Annotated in this window: 10 protein-coding genes; 7 read left to right on the top strand and 3 right to left on the bottom strand. The window is 42.5% G+C overall.

The annotated features are described in order from the left end of the window. Positions 1–24: 24 nt before the first annotated feature. The gene (locus QR42_RS09265; RefSeq protein WP_039179196.1) at positions 25–852 is read left to right on the top strand and encodes a MerR family transcriptional regulator; all 828 of its coding nucleotides are present in this window, start codon (positions 25–27) and stop codon (positions 850–852) included. 48 nt (positions 853–900) lie between these two features. Here the strand turns inward: QR42_RS09265 and QR42_RS09260 are convergent, their stop codons facing one another. The 3 genes from QR42_RS09260 to QR42_RS09250 all read right to left on the bottom strand — a co-directional run bounded on the left by QR42_RS09260 (position 901) and on the right by QR42_RS09250 (position 5,456). Next, positions 901–2,730 (bottom strand): ABC transporter ATP-binding protein, encoded by a 1,830-nt coding sequence (locus QR42_RS09260; RefSeq protein ID WP_039179194.1) that lies wholly within the window; start codon positions 2,728–2,730, stop codon positions 901–903. Further along, the gene (locus tag QR42_RS09255) at positions 2,723–4,459 is read right to left on the bottom strand and encodes an ABC transporter ATP-binding protein (RefSeq protein WP_039179191.1); all 1,737 of its coding nucleotides are present in this window, start codon (positions 4,457–4,459) and stop codon (positions 2,723–2,725) included. The genes QR42_RS09260 and QR42_RS09255 overlap by 8 nt, the downstream gene beginning before the upstream one ends. Before the next feature lie 94 nt (positions 4,460–4,553). Further along, the gene (locus tag QR42_RS09250; RefSeq protein WP_034280677.1) at positions 4,554–5,456 is read right to left on the bottom strand and encodes a glutamate biosynthesis transcriptional regulator GltC; all 903 of its coding nucleotides are present in this window, start codon (positions 5,454–5,456) and stop codon (positions 4,554–4,556) included. 152 nt (positions 5,457–5,608) lie between these two features. Between QR42_RS09250 and gltB the strand changes: the two genes are divergently transcribed. From gltB to QR42_RS09220, 6 genes are all read left to right on the top strand, one after another. Continuing rightward, complete coding sequence (gene gltB / locus QR42_RS09245; protein ID WP_039179185.1) at positions 5,609–10,180, top strand: glutamate synthase large subunit; 4,572 nt, start codon at positions 5,609–5,611, stop codon at positions 10,178–10,180. Positions 10,181–10,196: 16 nt separating this feature from the next. Further along, entirely contained in the window at positions 10,197–11,681 is a 1,485-nt protein-coding gene (gltD, locus tag QR42_RS09240) for a glutamate synthase small subunit (protein WP_039179183.1), read from the top strand. A 177-nt stretch (positions 11,682–11,858) separates the two neighbouring features. Continuing rightward, positions 11,859–12,560 carry a DUF421 domain-containing protein gene (locus QR42_RS09235; RefSeq protein WP_039179181.1) on the top strand — a complete coding sequence of 234 codons (702 nt, stop codon included), beginning with the start codon at positions 11,859–11,861 and terminating at the stop codon, positions 12,558–12,560. Positions 12,561–12,648: 88 nt separating this feature from the next. Beyond that, the gene (locus QR42_RS09230) at positions 12,649–13,623 is read left to right on the top strand and encodes a pectinesterase family protein (protein WP_039179178.1); all 975 of its coding nucleotides are present in this window, start codon (positions 12,649–12,651) and stop codon (positions 13,621–13,623) included. A 125-nt stretch (positions 13,624–13,748) separates the two neighbouring features. After that, positions 13,749–15,233 (top strand): D-alanyl-D-alanine carboxypeptidase/D-alanyl-D-alanine endopeptidase, encoded by a 1,485-nt coding sequence (gene dacB / locus QR42_RS09225; RefSeq protein WP_039179175.1) that lies wholly within the window; start codon positions 13,749–13,751, stop codon positions 15,231–15,233. Positions 15,234–15,258: 25 nt separating this feature from the next. Then, positions 15,259–16,626 carry an MATE family efflux transporter gene (locus QR42_RS09220; protein WP_029705978.1) on the top strand — a complete coding sequence of 456 codons (1,368 nt, stop codon included), beginning with the start codon at positions 15,259–15,261 and terminating at the stop codon, positions 16,624–16,626. Positions 16,627–16,678 lie beyond the last annotated feature (52 nt).

Raw genomic sequence — 16,678 nt, 5'->3', positions numbered from 1 at the left:
ATAGTCAAGAAAGGAGCCTTCATCATGATCAATGATGTGCAAAAAACGTTTTTCACTGGAGAGTTTGCCAAGCTATTTGATGTAAAAAAGGATACGCTTCTGTATTATGATAAAATCGATTTATTTAAGCCGGCTGGTGTTCATGAAAATGGCTACCGTTACTATACACTTGAGCAATTTGATCATTTTATTGCGATTCAATCCTTGCGGGCTGTTCAATTTCCGATCAAAGAGTTAAAACAATATTTCACAGAACCTTCTCGCGAGAGACTGCAAAGCCTAGCGGCCGACCAAGTAGAAAAGGTCAAACAAGAGATTGAAAAGCTGCAAGATATCCAAGCTTTTCTTATGCGGGTGATCGAGACAACGCATGAATTATCAACTGTGAAAATAGGGGAGGTCCTGTTTCAAGAGCTGCCAGAAGAACCAGTTATACTAAGTGCTTCAAACCCGATCGACTTAAATACACCTGTAGAAGAAATATCACGTATTGTAGGGGAATTTTTAAAGGAAGTTGGCATAAAAGGGGCTGCGGCAAATGGTTCTGTCTTAAAAAAGGAACAGTTTCGTAAGCGCCGCTATCATCAGTCAGATCAGCTGTTCTGCCGAATGGATGGACCGGGGGCAGTGAAAAAACCTGGCGGGATCTATGCGGTGATATATGATCAAGGAACATATGATGAGATTGAGTCTGCTTATTCGCATTTATTAGATGAAATCGAGAAAGAGGGCATGTTGCTGGATGGAGATGTATTTGAGGAGTATTTACTTCATTCGCTCATGTCTAAAGATGAAGCAGAGTATATAACGAAGCTCAGTGTAAAAGTGAAGAAGCGAGCAGATAACAATTGAAAAGAGGGTAGACAGCATGTGACATGCGTGTTTACCCTCTTTTTGATGTTAACCAACTTGATTTTCGGCAAATTGACTCATATATAAATCTGCATAGAAGCCTTTTTGTTTTAAAAGTTCGCTGTGCGATCCTTTTTCAATGATGCTTCCATCCTTCATGACTAAAATGAGGTCTGCATCCTTAATTGTTGAAAGTCTGTGTGCAATCACGAAGCTCGTTCTGCCTTTCATCAATTCATTCATTGCTTTTTGAATATGCATCTCTGTCCGAGTATCCACACTGCTTGTTGCTTCATCTAATATCAAGATCTTTGGATCAGATAAAATGGCACGGGCAATGGTTAACAGCTGGCGCTGACCTTGTGACAGGTTGCCGGCATCTTCTGTTAACAGTGTGTCATATCCATCTGGAAGTGTACGGATGAAATCATCCGCATAGGCATGTTTGGCGGCTTTGATGACATCCTCTTTGGAAACGTGCTGCCTGCCGTAGGCAATGTTGTCGTAAATCGTTCCTTCAAAGAGCCACGTATCCTGAAGAACCATCGCAAATAATTCTCGTACTTGCTGACGGCTAAGATCAGTTGTTTTGACACCGCCAATGCGTATAGAGCCTTGATCTAATTCGTAAAAACGCATTAAAAGATTGATGATGGTTGTTTTTCCTGCGCCTGTTGGTCCGACAATGGCAACCGTTTGTCCTTCTTGCACATCTAAATTCAAATCTTTAATAATCGGCTGATCTTTTTCATATCCGAATTGAACTTGTTCAAAGCTCACATCACCTGAGAGTGATGCAAGATCAATTGCCGCATCTTCTTCGGTACTTTCTTCTTCTTCATCAAGGATTTCAAAGACCCTTTCAGCAGAAGCGATCGCTGATTGAACTAAGTTTGCGACGCTTGATGCTTGCACAAGCGGCTGAGACATTTGCTGTGTGTATTGGATAAACGCCTGCACATCCCCGACACGAATATTCCCGTTAATGACAAGAATCCCGCCGGCTACACTGACTGCCACATAGCCAAGGTTCCCGATAAAGGTCATCATTGGCATCATTAAACCAGAAATGAACTGCGCTTTCCTTGAAGATTCATACAGCTTTTCGTTTAATTGATCAAATGTATCGATCGCTTTCTTTTCGTAGCCATACGCACGGACTGTCTGATGACCTGTGAACATCTCATTAATATGTCCATTGATCGTCCCCAGCTCTTTTTGCTGCGCTTTAAAATGCTTTTGAGAAAATGACGTAATGCCGCGAATCGCAAACAGGCTGAGTGGCAGCGTCAAACAAACAAGCAGCGTAAGCAGCGGACTGATGAAGAGCATCATGACGACAATTCCAATCACTGTAATAACAGATGTAATCACTTGGGTGAGCGCCTGCTGAAGCGATGTATTAATATTATCGATATCATTCATCACACGGCTTAGCGTGTCCCCGTGGGTTGTTTTATCAAAATAACGAAGGGGGAGACGTGTGAGCTTGTCATTTGCTTCTTGGCGTAATTCAGCAATGGTCTGTTGAGAGACACCGGCCATGACATATTGCTGAACGAATGAAAAGAGAGAAGCAACGACGTACAGGACGACAAGCAGCAAAAGTATTCGTGAAATGACATCAAATTGAACAGCTGTTCCATTCGTAAAGCTGTCAAATAGGGAAGAGGTGGCATCCCCAAGCAGCTTTGGACTAATGACATTAAAGACAGTTGAACCAATTGCTGCAATAAAGACGATGATCAGCTGAAATTTTCTTGGTTTTAAATAGCTTGTCAACCGAAGCAGTGTTTTCTTAAATTCCTTCGGTTTTGCGACTGGCCCTTTAGGGTGGGCGCCTTTATGGCCCATGCCGGAAGACATTTTCTTACTCATCCTCGCTCACCTCCTGACCTTCCTGTGATGCGACAATTTCTTGGTACACAAGATTATCCTTTATTAATTGTTCGTGTGTTCCGATACCTGCGATTTTCCCTTCATCAAGTACAATGATTTTATCACTATGCTTCACTGTACTGATTCGTTGAGCGACAATGATGAGGGCTGCATGTGCTTTTTCTGCTTCTAATGATGCCCGCAGCTTTGCATCTGTTTTGTAATCAAGTGCTGAAAAGCTATCGTCAAACAAATAGAATGATGGTTTTCGCACTAGCGCCCTTGCAATGGAAAGCCGCTGCTTTTGGCCGCCCGATAGATTGGAACCACCCTGATCAATTTCTGCATCAATTCTGCCATCTTTTTGCAAAACAAATTCCTCGGCCTGCGCAGTTCGCAGCGCCTGCCAGACGTCTTCATCGCTTGCATCCTGATTGCCAAAGCGCACATTCTCGGCAATGGTTCCGCTGAATAAAACAGCTTTTTGCGAGACATAGCCCATCTGGTTTCTCAGTTTCTCCTGTGGCAGCTCTCTAATGTCTACACCATCTAGTGTAATCCGGCCTTCTGTCACTTCATAAAAGCGCGTCATCAGCTGGAGAAGGGTAGTTTTCCCAGAACCCGTACTTCCGATAATGGCTGTTGTTTCGCCAGTTTTGGCTTCAAACGTGATGTTTTGAACGGCCGGTTTCTCTGCATTTGAGTAATAAAATGACACATCCTCAAAGCGAATGGATTGCGCGGGCTCGTGAAGCTCAGTCATAGACACTTCTTTGTCTTTAATCTTTGGTTCCATGTTTAACACTTCATTCATACGTTTAGCTGATGCTTGTGCTCTTGGAACCATAATAAAGCTCATCGATAGCATAATCAGTGCCATTAAAATCATCATCGCATATTGAATGAAGGCAATGAGATTCCCAACTTCCATTTCTCCGGCATCAATTCGGTTTGCCCCGAGCCAGACAATACCGATATTCGTGAAGTTCATGATGATCAGCATAAATGGAAACAAGTAAGCCATTAATCGGTTGACTCTAAGGCCAGTATCCTTATAGGACGTGTTAGCTTCTTGGAATCGCTCCTTTTCATCATCCACACGGTTAAATGCACGAATGACCCGGATGCCTGAAAGAGATTCTCGCATAATTAAATTCAGCCGGTCTGTTTTTTTCTGAAGCTGGCCAAATAGCGGAATGGCTTTTCTTGACACCAAATAAATAAATCCGCCAAGAAGGGGGAGGGCTGCTAAAAAGATAAGAGACAGGACAGCATCCCTGGAAACAGCCAAAATGATTCCGCCCACAAGCATAAGCGGGGCCCGCGTCATCATTTGTAAAATCATGATCGTCACATCTTGGACTTGTTTCACATCATTTGTTGATCTTGTAATAAAGGAAGACGTGCCGATCTTTTGAAATTCCTCTAATGAAAATTGTTCGACATGTACAAACAGCTGTCTTCTCATATCACGGCCGAAGCCAAGTGCTGTCTTTGATGACAAGTAAGACTTCCAAATGGTGAGCAAAATGGCGAGTAAAGAACAAGCCACCATCCAGCCGCCAACCTTCCATATGTAAGCAATATCTCCCTGGACAATACCGACATCGACGATATCAGCTGTTAACGTCGGTAAATATAGCTGGAGCATACTGCTTAAAAAGGTGAGAATAACAATGGACACAACGGACAGCCGATACGGCTTTAAAAATGATAAAATTGATCTCATACAAATACCTTTCTTCCATATAGTCTTTTGTTCTGTAACCCATCATATACAAAGAGGGATTATTTCTACAAATGAAATGTCTTGTTTTAGTGAATTATTTATATTGTTCAATTTTAGAAAAGAAATCCTTCACAAACACATAAAAATCATGGGCAGAAGGAGACATTTCTCGCGTTTTAGATGCAATAATGCCAACCGTTCTTCTCACTTGAGGAAAATCGATCGGAATTTTCACTGTAAATCGCGGTGTTGTTTCATAAAAGGCACTTTCGGGTAATAAGGTAACGCCCATACCTGCCGATACGAGGCCTTTAATGGCATCCAAATCTTCTCCTTCAGATGAAATGGTAGGCTCATAGCCTGCCTGCTTGCAAGCATCAACCGCAATTTGTCTCAGCACATACCCTTCAGGAAATAACACGAAATGATCCTTTCTTAAATCACTTAAATGAATGCTCCTTTGTCCGCTAAAGGGGTGGCTAACCGGTAAAAGGGCATAAATGCTTTCAGAAAACAAAATATTTCCTTCTATTTGAGAATCGTTTGTCGGTACAGGTCCTAAGAAGGCGAGATCGATATCACGATTTTTAACGGCTTCAATGAGAAACTTATAGGATCCTTGACGAAGTAAAAAATCGACCTCTGGATATTCCTGCTTAAAAGCGGAGATGACAGAAGGGAGCACTTGGCTCGCTAGACTTGTAGGAAAGCCAATATTCACCGTCCCTTTGTGCGGATCTAAGTATTCATCAATTTGCTCTTTTGCGTAATCAATGGCTTTGAGTGCAGTTCTGACATGATCTAAAAATTGTCTGCCGATCTTCGTTAATTTGATATTTCGTCCTTCTCGTTCGAATAAGGCCACTCCAAGTTCTTCTTCTAAATTCGCAATCTGCCGGCTGATGGCAGATTGGGCAACATGTAAGTTTTCAGCCGCTTCTGACACGTGTTCACGGTCTGCGACTTCTACAAAATAACGTAATTGACGAAGCTCCATTTTTGCACTTCACACCCATCTATCTCAAAAAGAGATTGTTTTGATCTAAATTATATATTGTTTATATCAATTTGAAAACTTAAAATAAGTTACAGAGTTTGTGAGATTTTATTACTGTGAAAAACGGATCTTTTAAACGGGGGAGAGAAACGATGACTTATAATCAACTACCACAACCACAAGGTCTCTACCGTCCTGAATTTGAACATGATGCATGTGGAATCGGACTGTACGCCCATTTAAAAGGGGAGGCGACACATAGCATCGTCAAAAAGGGATTACAAATGCTGTGCCAGCTTGATCACCGCGGCGGGCAAGGCAGTGATCCGTATACAGGTGATGGTGCCGGTTTAATGGTACAGCTGCCAGACGCTTTCTTTAGAAAGAACTGCAAAGAATTTGCACTTCCAGAAAAGGGCCGTTACGGGGTAGGAATGGTCTTCTTTTCAAAAGATGATGACGAAAAAACGCGTCAAGCCATCGAACAGAAAATCAACGGGTTCATTAAACAGGAAGGCCAAACATTAATTGGCTGGAGAACGGTTCCTGTCGATGCCGGGAAAATTGGTACTGTCGCAGCGAAGAGCTGTCCGGTTGTGAGGCAGGTCTTTATCGGAGCAAACGACAACATCACAGATCGTTTGTCATTTGAAAGAAAATTATATGTCATCCGTAAACAGGCTGAGAACTGGGGAACAAAAGAGGAAAAACAATTTTACTTTGTCAGCCTGTCGAGTCAAACCATCGTATATAAGGGGCTTTTAACATCAGATCAAGTCGATGCTTTTTATCTTGATCTACAGGATGAAACATTTGTTTCTGCATTTTCACTTGTTCATTCAAGATTTAGTACAAATACATTTCCTACATGGGAAAGAGCCCATCCAAACCGTTACTTAATTCACAACGGAGAAATCAACACATTAAGAGGAAACATCAATTGGATGAGAGCAAGAGAACAACAATTCGTATCTGAAGCCTTCGGAGACGATTTAGACAAGATTTTGCCAGTGCTGAATGCAGACGGAAGTGATTCATCCATTTTAGACAATGCCTTTGAATTCTTTGTGCTTGCAGGCCGTACACCTGCTCATACAGCGATGATGCTGATTCCTGAGCCTTGGACGGAAAACACGCACATGTCGAAAGAGAAACGGGCATTTTATGAATACCATAGTTCTCTCATGGAGCCATGGGATGGACCAACAGCGATTTCCTTTACGGACGGTAAACAAATCGGGGCCATCTTAGACCGAAACGGATTAAGACCGGCTAGATACTATGTCACGAATGATGATCATATCATTTTCTCTTCTGAGGTCGGCGTGATTGACACAAATGAAGAAGATGTGAAGTATAAAGATCGTCTTGAGCCTGGCAAAATGCTGCTCATTGATTTAGAAGAAGGAAGAATTATTTCTGACGAAGAAGTGAAATCGACCATTGCAAATGAACTTCCTTATCAAAAATGGCTCGATGAAGAAATGGTCCACGTCAATCGCTCGGAAGAAAATTCAGAAAATTCTAGTATAATGGATGATTTATTGACGCGTCAGCGTGCGTTCCATTATACGTACGAAGACATTCAAAAGTATTTAATTCCTTTACTAGAGGAAGGCAAGGACCCAATTGGTTCAATGGGAAGTGACACACCGCTTGCTGTGTTATCAGATCGTGCGCAGTCTCTGTTTTCTTATTTTAAGCAGTTGTTCGCACAAGTCACTAACCCGCCGATTGATGCCATTCGTGAGCAGCTGGTGACATCAACCATGACTTGGTTAGGTGCCGAAGGCGATATTTTACATCCGAATGAATATTCATGCCGAAGAATTAAACTTTATACTCCGGTCTTAACGAGCGGACAATTTAACGGCTTGAAAACAATTGTTCATAATGCCTTTAAAAGCAAAACAATTCATACACTTTTCACCGATGATTTAAAGCGCGGGCTGGATGCGATGTTTGAAGAGGCGGAAAAAGCGATTAGAGAAGGTGTCTCTTTATTAATCCTTTCAGATCGTGAAATGACAGAACAAAAAGTACCGATTCCACCAATTCTTGCGCTAAGTGCACTTCATCAGCACCTTGTGCGTCAAGGTCTGCGGACAAAGGTCAGTCTGATCGTTGAATCTGGAGAGGTGAGAGAGGTTCATCATTTTGCCGCACTGATTGGCTACGGGGCAGATGCGATCCATCCTTACCTTGTCTATGAAACGTACAAACAGCTGATTGCAGACGAAGCGATTTCGATCAGCTTTGATGAAGCTGTTACAAAGTTTGGTAAAAGCGTGACAGAAGGTGTCGTCAAAGTCATGTCCAAAGTGGGGATTTCCACTGTGCAAAGCTATAGAGGCGCGCAAATCTTTGAAGCAGTCGGGATTAGTGAAGACGTCATTCAAGAGTATTTCACAGGAACAGCTTCTCAGCTTGGCGGGATTGATCTTGACACCATTGCTCATGAGGCAAAACTTCGTCATGAAGCAGGGTACCAAGCAGCAACTGACCAGACACTTGAATCAGGCAGTGAATTCCAGTGGAGAAAAAATGGAGAGCACCATGCATTTAATCCAAAAACGATCCATACGCTCCAGTGGGCATGCCGAAATGAAGATTATGACCTATTTAAACAATATACAAAGGCAGCGGATGAAGAAAGAATCGGCTTCCTCAGAAATTTGTTTGCATTTCAGCCAAAACAAAAGCCGGTTCGTCTGGAAGAGGTTGAATCTGCTGAATCCATCGTGCGCCGCTTTAAGACAGGTGCTATGTCATTTGGATCTTTAAGTAAAGAAGCGCATGAGGCACTTGCAATTGCGATGAACCGAATTGGCGGTAAAAGTAACAGCGGAGAAGGCGGAGAAGATCCTGCCCGCTTTACAGTAGATGAACACGGTGATGACCGCAGAAGCGCCATTAAACAAATCGCTTCTGGCCGATTTGGTGTGAAAAGTCATTACTTAGTCAATGCAGATGAATTGCAAATTAAAATGGCGCAAGGGGCAAAGCCGGGAGAAGGCGGACAGCTTCCAGGAAATAAAGTGTATCCTTGGGTGGCCGATGTACGTGGTTCTACGCCAGGTGTCGGATTAATTTCACCACCGCCGCATCATGATATTTATTCAATCGAGGATTTGGCACAGCTGATTCATGATTTGAAAAACGCAAACCGTGATGCACGCATCAGTGTCAAGCTTGTATCTAAAGCAGGCGTTGGCACAATCGCAGCAGGTGTAGCAAAAGGAACTGCAGACGTCATTGTCATTAGCGGCTATGACGGCGGTACAGGAGCTTCACCGAAAACGAGTATTAAACACACAGGACTTCCTTGGGAGCTTGGATTGGCAGAGGCGCATCAAACCCTTGTGCTAAACGGTCTTCGCGAGAGAGTTGTTCTTGAAACGGACGGAAAGTTAATGACTGGCCGCGACGTTGTCATGGCTGCGATTTTAGGAGCAGAAGAGTATGGCTTTGCGACAGCTCCACTTGTCGTGCTGGGCTGCGTAATGATGAGAGCATGTCATTTAGATACTTGCCCGGTCGGTGTTGCCACACAAAATCCAGAGCTTCGCAAAAAATTCATGGGTAACCCTGATCACATTGTGAATTTCATGATGTTTATTGCAGAGGAAGTAAGAGAAATCTTAGCTGAACTCGGCTTTACATCAATGGATGAATTAATTGGTCGCACGGACGTCTTAGCGGTCAGTGAACGAGCAAAAGCTCACTGGAAAGCAGGGCAGCTAAACCTTGAAACACTGCTTTATCAGCCAGAAGGAGCGCGGACATTCAGAACACCGCAAAATCATAAAATTGATGAATCGCTGGATATGAATGAAATCCTTCCTTATGTACAAGAAGCGCTGAATCATCAAACACCAGTTGATCTATCATTGAACATTCGCAATATCAACCGTGTGGCCGGAACCATCACTGGCAGTGAAGTGTCTAAGCGCTACGGGGAAGAGGGCTTGCCAGAGGATACGATCACACTAAGATTCACTGGTTCAGCTGGACAAAGCTTTGGCGCATTTGTGCCAAAGGGTATGTCTCTCTATTTAACAGGTGATTCAAATGACTATATCGGCAAAGGACTCTCAGGAGGCAAAATTGCTGTTAAAACGTCTGATCATTTTGTACAAAATGGACATGAAAACGTCATTGTAGGAAACGTCGCATTTTACGGTGCAACTAGCGGAAAAGCTTATATTAACGGACGTGCTGGTGAACGATTTGCTGTTCGTAATTCAGGTGTACATGTGGTTGTTGAAGGAATCGGAGATCACGGCTGTGAATACATGACTGGCGGACGTGTCGTCATTTTAGGAGACGTTGGGAAAAACTTTGGTGCAGGTATGTCTGGTGGTGTGGCTTACATCCATACATCGGATGCCAAACAGTTCAAAAGAATGTGCAACATGGAAATGATCATGTTTGAAAAGCTCACAGATCATGAAGAAGAACAAGAAGTGAAGCAAATGATCAAGGAACACCTTGATTATACAAACAGCTCAAAAGCAGCAGCACTTCTTGAAAACTGGGAGCAAGAAAAGGATCAATTCATCAAAGTCATTCCGAGAAATTACAAAATGATGCTTCAAAGCATTGAAGAACAAAAACAAGCGGGCCTCAGTCATGAAGAAGCGGTGATGTTTGCCTTTGAAGCAAATACAAAACCGAAAAATCAAGAAACGGCAAACGGGCAAAAAGCAGCCCTCGCTCATTAAGAAAGGGGAGAGGACAATGGGCAAAGCAACAGGTTTTATGGAATATAAAAGAGAAAAGCCAAATGAACGTGACCCTCTCACTCGTCAAAATGACTGGAAAGAATATTCAGCTCCTTATACAGATGACGTATTGAAGAAACAGGGCGCTAGATGTATGGATTGCGGAACACCGTTTTGTCAAATTGGTATGGAGATCAGGGGCGGCGTGTCTGGCTGCCCGATCTACAATTTAATTCCAGAGTGGAATGACCTGGTCTATCGCGGAAGATGGAAAGAAGCGCTCGAAAGACTGCAAAAAACAAATAATTTCCCTGAGTTTACTGGGAGAGTATGTCCTGCGCCTTGTGAAGGTTCATGTACAGTCGCTATTAATGATCCAGCTGTTTCGATTAAAAATATCGAACGCACGATCATTGATAAAGGTTTTGAAAATGGATGGATCACGCCAAGAATCCCTTCAAGCCGTACAGGGAAGAAAATTGCCATTGTCGGCTCAGGACCAGCAGGACTTGCAAGTGCTGATCAATTAAACCAAGCAGGACACGCTGTTACAGTGTTCGAGCGTTCTGACCGCCTTGGCGGACTGCTGACTTACGGGATTCCAAATATGAAGCTCGACAAAGAAGTGGTCGAGCGAAGAGTCAAACTGCTAAGACAAGAAGGCATTGACTTTGTGACAAACACAGAAATCGGCGTGGATATCACTGCCGACGAACTGAAAGAGCAGTTTGATGCGGTTATCCTTTGTACAGGTGCACAAAAGCAGCGTGACCTGTTAATTGAAGGCAGGGAAGCAAAAGGGATTCACCTTGCAATGGATTATTTAACACTCGCAACGAAAAGCATGCTTGATTCAGGATTCAAAGACAAAAACTTCATTGATGCAAAAGGAAAAGACGTGATTGTGATTGGCGGAGGAGATACAGGCGCTGACTGCGTCGCAACTGCACTTCGCCAAAAAGCAAAAAGTGTTGTTCAATTCGGGAAGCATCCAAAGCTTCCAGATACACGTGTAGGGGATAACATGTGGCCAGAACAGCCTTATGTCTTCTCACTGGATTATGCTTATGAAGAAGCACAAGCAAAATTCGGAGAAGATCCGCGTCAATATTCAATTCAAACCACAAAAATTGTGGCAGATAAAAATGGGAAATTAAAAGAGCTTCATACCATTCAAATGGAAAAGGTGAAAAACGAACAAGGGAAGTTTGAATTTCATGAGATTCCAGGGACAGAGAAGGTATGGCCTGCTCAGCTCGTCTTTATTGCAATTGGTTTTGAGGGAACTGAACAGCCGCTTGTGAAACACTTTGGCGTGGACAGCAAAAACAATCGCATTGACGCAAAGTATGGGGAATATACAACAAATGTAGAAGGCGTATTTGCAGCGGGAGATGCAAGACGCGGGCAAAGCTTGATTGTCTGGGCAATTAATGAAGGCAGACAAGTGGCGCACGAGGTAGACCGTTATTTAATGGGGAGTTCGGTTCTGCCAAAATAGGTCAAACAAAGGGTGTTACAATATAAAGAAAAGCCATGACCGAAGTGTGGTCATGGCTTTTTATGTATTGGAGATAGGGATGAAGAATGGATGCATTGATGGAAATGACGAACACGTTTAGATCCTTCCTTTCATGTATATGCTGTTATAAATGCAGTAAGAAAGGAAGGAACTTTTGTGCCGTTCGTTAATATTTTGACTGAACTCTTCATCGGATTTTTTGCTTTATTTTTAATTACAAAATTATTAGGAAAAACACAATTTGCACAAATCACACCGTTTGATTTCATTTCTGCACTTATTTTAGGCGAAATGGTCGGAAACGCCATTTTTGACCCAGAAGTCAAGATTCAGCACATTTTATTTGCTGTTGCGGTATGGGGCGTTCTCATTTATACAGTTGAATGGCTTTCACAGCGCTTTAAGTCCATTCGTGCGTTTTTAGAAGGAAGACCTACGCTTGTGATTGATAAGGGGAAGATTCACTACAACCGGTTGAAGAGGAATATGCTTGATATCAATCAGCTGCAGACACTGGTTCGCGCAAAAGGCCATTTTGCCCTGAATGAAATTGAATATGCCATACTGGAAACTGACGGATCTGTCAGTGTTCTTCCAAAAATGAAATACGCACCAGCCACAGCAGAAGATGTGAACGTGAAGGGAAAAGAAGTCAAATTGCCTAGAACGTTTATTATTGACGGCGAAATTTTAAAAGATGATTTACAAGAAGCTGGCTTTGATGAATCCTGGCTGAGTGATCAATTAAAAAAGCAGCATATTTCCTCTTATCGAGACGTTCTCTTTTGTGAATGGATTGAAAATGAAGGAATTTATGCAATGCAATATGAAAAATCTAAAAAAACATCCACAACATAAAAACGTGGGTGTTTTTTTGCGCGTGTATGGAATAGGATCAAAAAGAATGTTTGATGAAAACGTTCACAAAATGAGGAGGAGATATGTGATGAAATATAGAAACGTATGGATTATCATGGTCTTGTCTCTATTTCTTTTTGACCCAGTTTCACTTCAAGCAGCAGAAGCAGGGCATAACCGCGTCCTTGTCGTTGATCAAAAGGGAAGCGGGGCATACCGCACCGTTCAGTCTGCCATTGATGCGATTCCAGCAAACAATCAACAGCGGGCAACGATCTATATTAAAAATGGCGTATATAGAGAAAAAATTTTGCTTCCTCAAAATAAACCACACGTATCTTTTATCGGTGAAAACCAGCACAAGACGATCCTTACGTATGATGACACAAATGCAAGCACTGGGAGTACAACCAATAGCTCAAGCACAATGATTCGTGCAAACGATTTTTATGCAGAAAATATTACCTTCCAAAATACAGCTGGCAGACATGCTGGTCAGGCGGTGGCGCTGTATGTGTCTGGCGACCGGGCTGTGTTCAAACAAATACGTGTGTTAGGCTATCAAGATACACTTTATGCAACAGGCACAGGGCGGCAATATTATGAAAACTGCTATATCGAGGGCACGGTCGATTTTATTTTTGGATCAGCCACGGCTGTGTTTAAAAGAGCTGAAATAAAAAGCCTTGGAAATGGGTATATTACTGCAGCATCCACAACAGAAGCACAAAGGTACGGCTACGTATTCATAGATTCTACGTTGAAAAAGGGAACGGCAGCTGCGCAATCGGTTTATTTAGGACGTCCGTGGAGACCTTATTCGGCTGTGACATTCCTCCATACAAAAATGGATGACCATATAAAAGCAGAGGGATGGCATAACTGGGATAACCGTGACAACGAAAGAACGGCCAGGTATAAAGAATTTGGATCGACAGGAGCAGGGAGCAGTCCAGCAAACCGCGTAAAATGGTCAACTATTTTAACCAATAACGAAGCAAGTCAGATCACGGTTCAAGCAGTTCTTGGCGGAGCCGATGGTTGGAATCCAGAAAACAGGTAAAGGGCTTGTCAGTTTTCGTCAAAGAAAGCTGACTTTTCTGTTTAAAAACCTTTGAGAACAAACGTTCTTTTGTGTATAATGAACATATTCTTCTAAATTTGGCGGCTACAATAAGGAGGGACTACGTGAAGCGTTTTTCACAGCTCATGTTTTTACAAATATGTATCCTGTCGATTTTATTTCTTCCTTTTTCAGCGAAAGATGAACAGCTCACAGCTCGTGACGATTCACTGGCTTGGATGACCGCTTTAGACGAACTCATACGAACAGCACCTGATTTAGAGGGCGCGATCTCTGGCATCAGCGTCCGCGATACTTCTGACAACTCTCTTCTTTATGAACATCAAGCCGATATTCGTCTTACTCCTGCTTCTAATATGAAACTGCTCACATCAGCCATCGCACTTGATATACTTGGAGAAACACACACATTCCCTACAGACATCTGGATGGATGGTTCCATTCAAAAGAAAACGTTACATGGCAGCCTGTATATTCGCGGCACCGGTGATCCGACTTTATTAGAGGAGGATTTTGCAGCACTTGCCAAACAAGTCAAAAGGGCCGGAATACATACCATTCGCGGACAGCTTGCGGCAGATGACACTTGGTTTGATGACACGAGATACTCCATTGACCTGCCTTGGAGTGATGAGGATCAATATTACGGGGCACAAATTTCTGCTCTCACGGCTTCACCGAATCAAGATTATGATGCAGGGACCGTAATTCTCGAAGTAAAACCAGGAAAAAAAGCAGGACAGAAAGCCGCATATGAGATGATCCCGAAGACGGATGTCGCTCAAGTCATCAATCAAGTGAAAACAGTTCCTGAAGGCGGAAAAAAGAAAATCTCTTTTAAGCGTTCTCACGGAACCAACAAGATTACGTTAACTGGGACCATTCCGGTTAAAGCAAGCTCATCTAAACAATGGGTAGCTTTATGGGATCCGGCCGCCTATGCTTTAGACTTATTGAAACGAGCGTTAAAGACGGAAGGCATTCAAGTAAAAGGACCACTGAAAGCAAAACAAGTTCCTAAAAAAGCCAAAAAAATCGCCTCCCATACATCGATGCCATTATCAGAGCTGCTCGTTCCTATGATGAAATTAAGCAACAATACACATGCAGAAATTTTGCTAAAGGAACTAGGCAAAAAAGTGAAGAGCAAAGGGAGCTTTGAAGCTGGGCTGGACGTCATGAATGAACGGCTTCCTGCGTTTGGCATCGATCCTTCGCTTGCAGTTTTGCGTGACGGATCGGGGATATCACCTATTAACCTTGTCTCTGCTAACCAGTTCACTTTATTTTTGACAAACATTCAAAAGGAAAAATGGTTTAAAACCTATGAACATGCGCTCCCTTTAGCAGGGGCGAGTGAACGAATGGTGGGGGGCACGTTAAGGAACAGATTGAAAGAATCAGCTACACTAGAAAAAGTTCGTGCAAAAACAGGGTCGTTAACAACGGTCAGCACACTATCTGGATATATTGACACGCAGGGCGGAAAAACGCTCGCTTTTTCCATCTTGTTAAATCACCTTGTTGATGAGGAAAAAGGGAAAGAGATAGAAGACCGTATTGTCAGCATATTAGCTGAGAATCTTTAGATTTAGAGAGAGAAGGAGAACCATCATGACGTTAGATAACAATCAATCTTTAGTAAAAACCATGTCCATTTTTCTCATCCCGCTTTTGCTAAGCAATATTTTGCAATCGATCGGACAGTTAGTGTCCATTGTTCTTGTCGGAAGATGGATTGGAGAGGATGCAGTAGCTGCCATTTCTGCATTCTTTCCGCTTTTCTTTTTGCTCGTTTCTTTTTCCATTGGAATTGGATCGGGAAGCTCGATCCTTATTGGACAGGCGTATGGAGCAAAAAATGAACAGAAATTAAAAGAAATCATTGGCACAACGCTTTCATTCACTTTTTTGATTGGCGTATCTTTAGCGATCATTGGAGGTTTTTTCGCAACAGACATCTTAAACCTCATGGGAACACCTGCTAATATCGTGGAGGAAAGTGCGGCTTACGCCAGAATTTTATTCATCTCAATGCCGATCTTATTTCTTTATTTTGTTTATACAACATTCTTGCGGGGAACAGGGGATTCGAAAACACCTTTTTATTTCTTAATGATTAGTACGGCAACGAATATTCTGATGCTGCCCATTTTATTATTTGGCTGGCTGGGACTACCGGCGTTCGGCTTATATGGCGCTGCGTATGCTTCAGTGATTTCAACAATTGTGACGTTTATCATTCTACATATCTACTTATATAAGACAAAACATCCACTTCGTATTGATGCATCGGTGAGAAAGCATTTATTGATGAAAGGGGATCTATTAAAAACGTTATTAAAGCTCAGTATCCCATCAAGCATTAATATGATCCTTATTTCTTTATCAGAAATTGCCGTTATTTCTTTCGTCAACGATTATGGATCACAGGCGACAGCTGCCTATGGTGTTGTCAATCAAGTCGTGAGTTATGTGCAGATGCCGGCAGTGAGTCTTGGCATTGCGGTCTCAATCTTTGCAGCACAATTCATTGGTGCAGGGAATATGAATCGACTGAAAGATGTCATTAAAATTGGGTTAGGACTTAACTTCGCCATAGGCGGATGTATCATTATTTTCGTTTATATTTTTGCACCGCAGATTTTATCTATCTTTTTAACAGATCCTAAGACGATAGACATTGCCTATAGTTTGGTCGTCATTACACTATGGAGCTATCTCATTTTTGGAACGGCCCAAATTGTTGCAGCTACAATGAGAGCAAGCGGGACAGTTCTTTGGCCGACGATCTTTAGTATTTGTTCCATTTGGCTTGTAGAAGTACCAGTCGCTTATGTTCTATCCCATTATACATCTCTCGGCATTAAGGGAATATGGATTGGCTACCCTGCTGCGTTCTTTGTAAACTTACTTCTCCAATACAGCTACTATCAGCTCGTATGGAAGAAAAAACAAATTGTATCGCTTGTTCAATCATAATGTGAAGGCGTAAAGCAGCATATACATACGAAGATCTATCACTTTTAAGGAG

The sequence above is a fragment of the Bacillus sp. WP8 genome (assembly GCF_000800825.1).
Classification (GTDB): Bacteria; Bacillota; Bacilli; order Bacillales; family Bacillaceae; genus Bacillus; species Bacillus safensis.
The sequence above is the reverse complement of the archived record's forward strand: the minus strand, read 5'-3'. Positions and strand labels throughout refer to the sequence as shown.

Excerpts from the sequence above, each read along its gene's own strand:
- QR42_RS09265 (WP_039179196.1), top strand. The coding sequence starts at position 25 with ATGATCAATGATGTGCAAAAAACGTTTTTCACTGGAGAGTTTGCCAAG.
- QR42_RS09260 (WP_039179194.1), bottom strand. The coding sequence starts at position 2,730 with ATGAGTAAGAAAATGTCTTCCGGCATGGGCCATAAAGGCGCCCACCCT.
- QR42_RS09255 (WP_039179191.1), bottom strand. The coding sequence starts at position 4,459 with ATGAGATCAATTTTATCATTTTTAAAGCCGTATCGGCTGTCCGTTGTG.
- QR42_RS09250 (WP_034280677.1), bottom strand. The coding sequence starts at position 5,456 with ATGGAGCTTCGTCAATTACGTTATTTTGTAGAAGTCGCAGACCGTGAA.
- gltB (WP_039179185.1), top strand. The coding sequence starts at position 5,609 with ATGACTTATAATCAACTACCACAACCACAAGGTCTCTACCGTCCTGAA.
- gltD (WP_039179183.1), top strand. The coding sequence starts at position 10,197 with ATGGGCAAAGCAACAGGTTTTATGGAATATAAAAGAGAAAAGCCAAAT.
- QR42_RS09230 (WP_039179178.1), top strand. The coding sequence starts at position 12,649 with ATGAAATATAGAAACGTATGGATTATCATGGTCTTGTCTCTATTTCTT.
- QR42_RS09220 (WP_029705978.1), top strand. The coding sequence starts at position 15,259 with ATGACGTTAGATAACAATCAATCTTTAGTAAAAACCATGTCCATTTTT.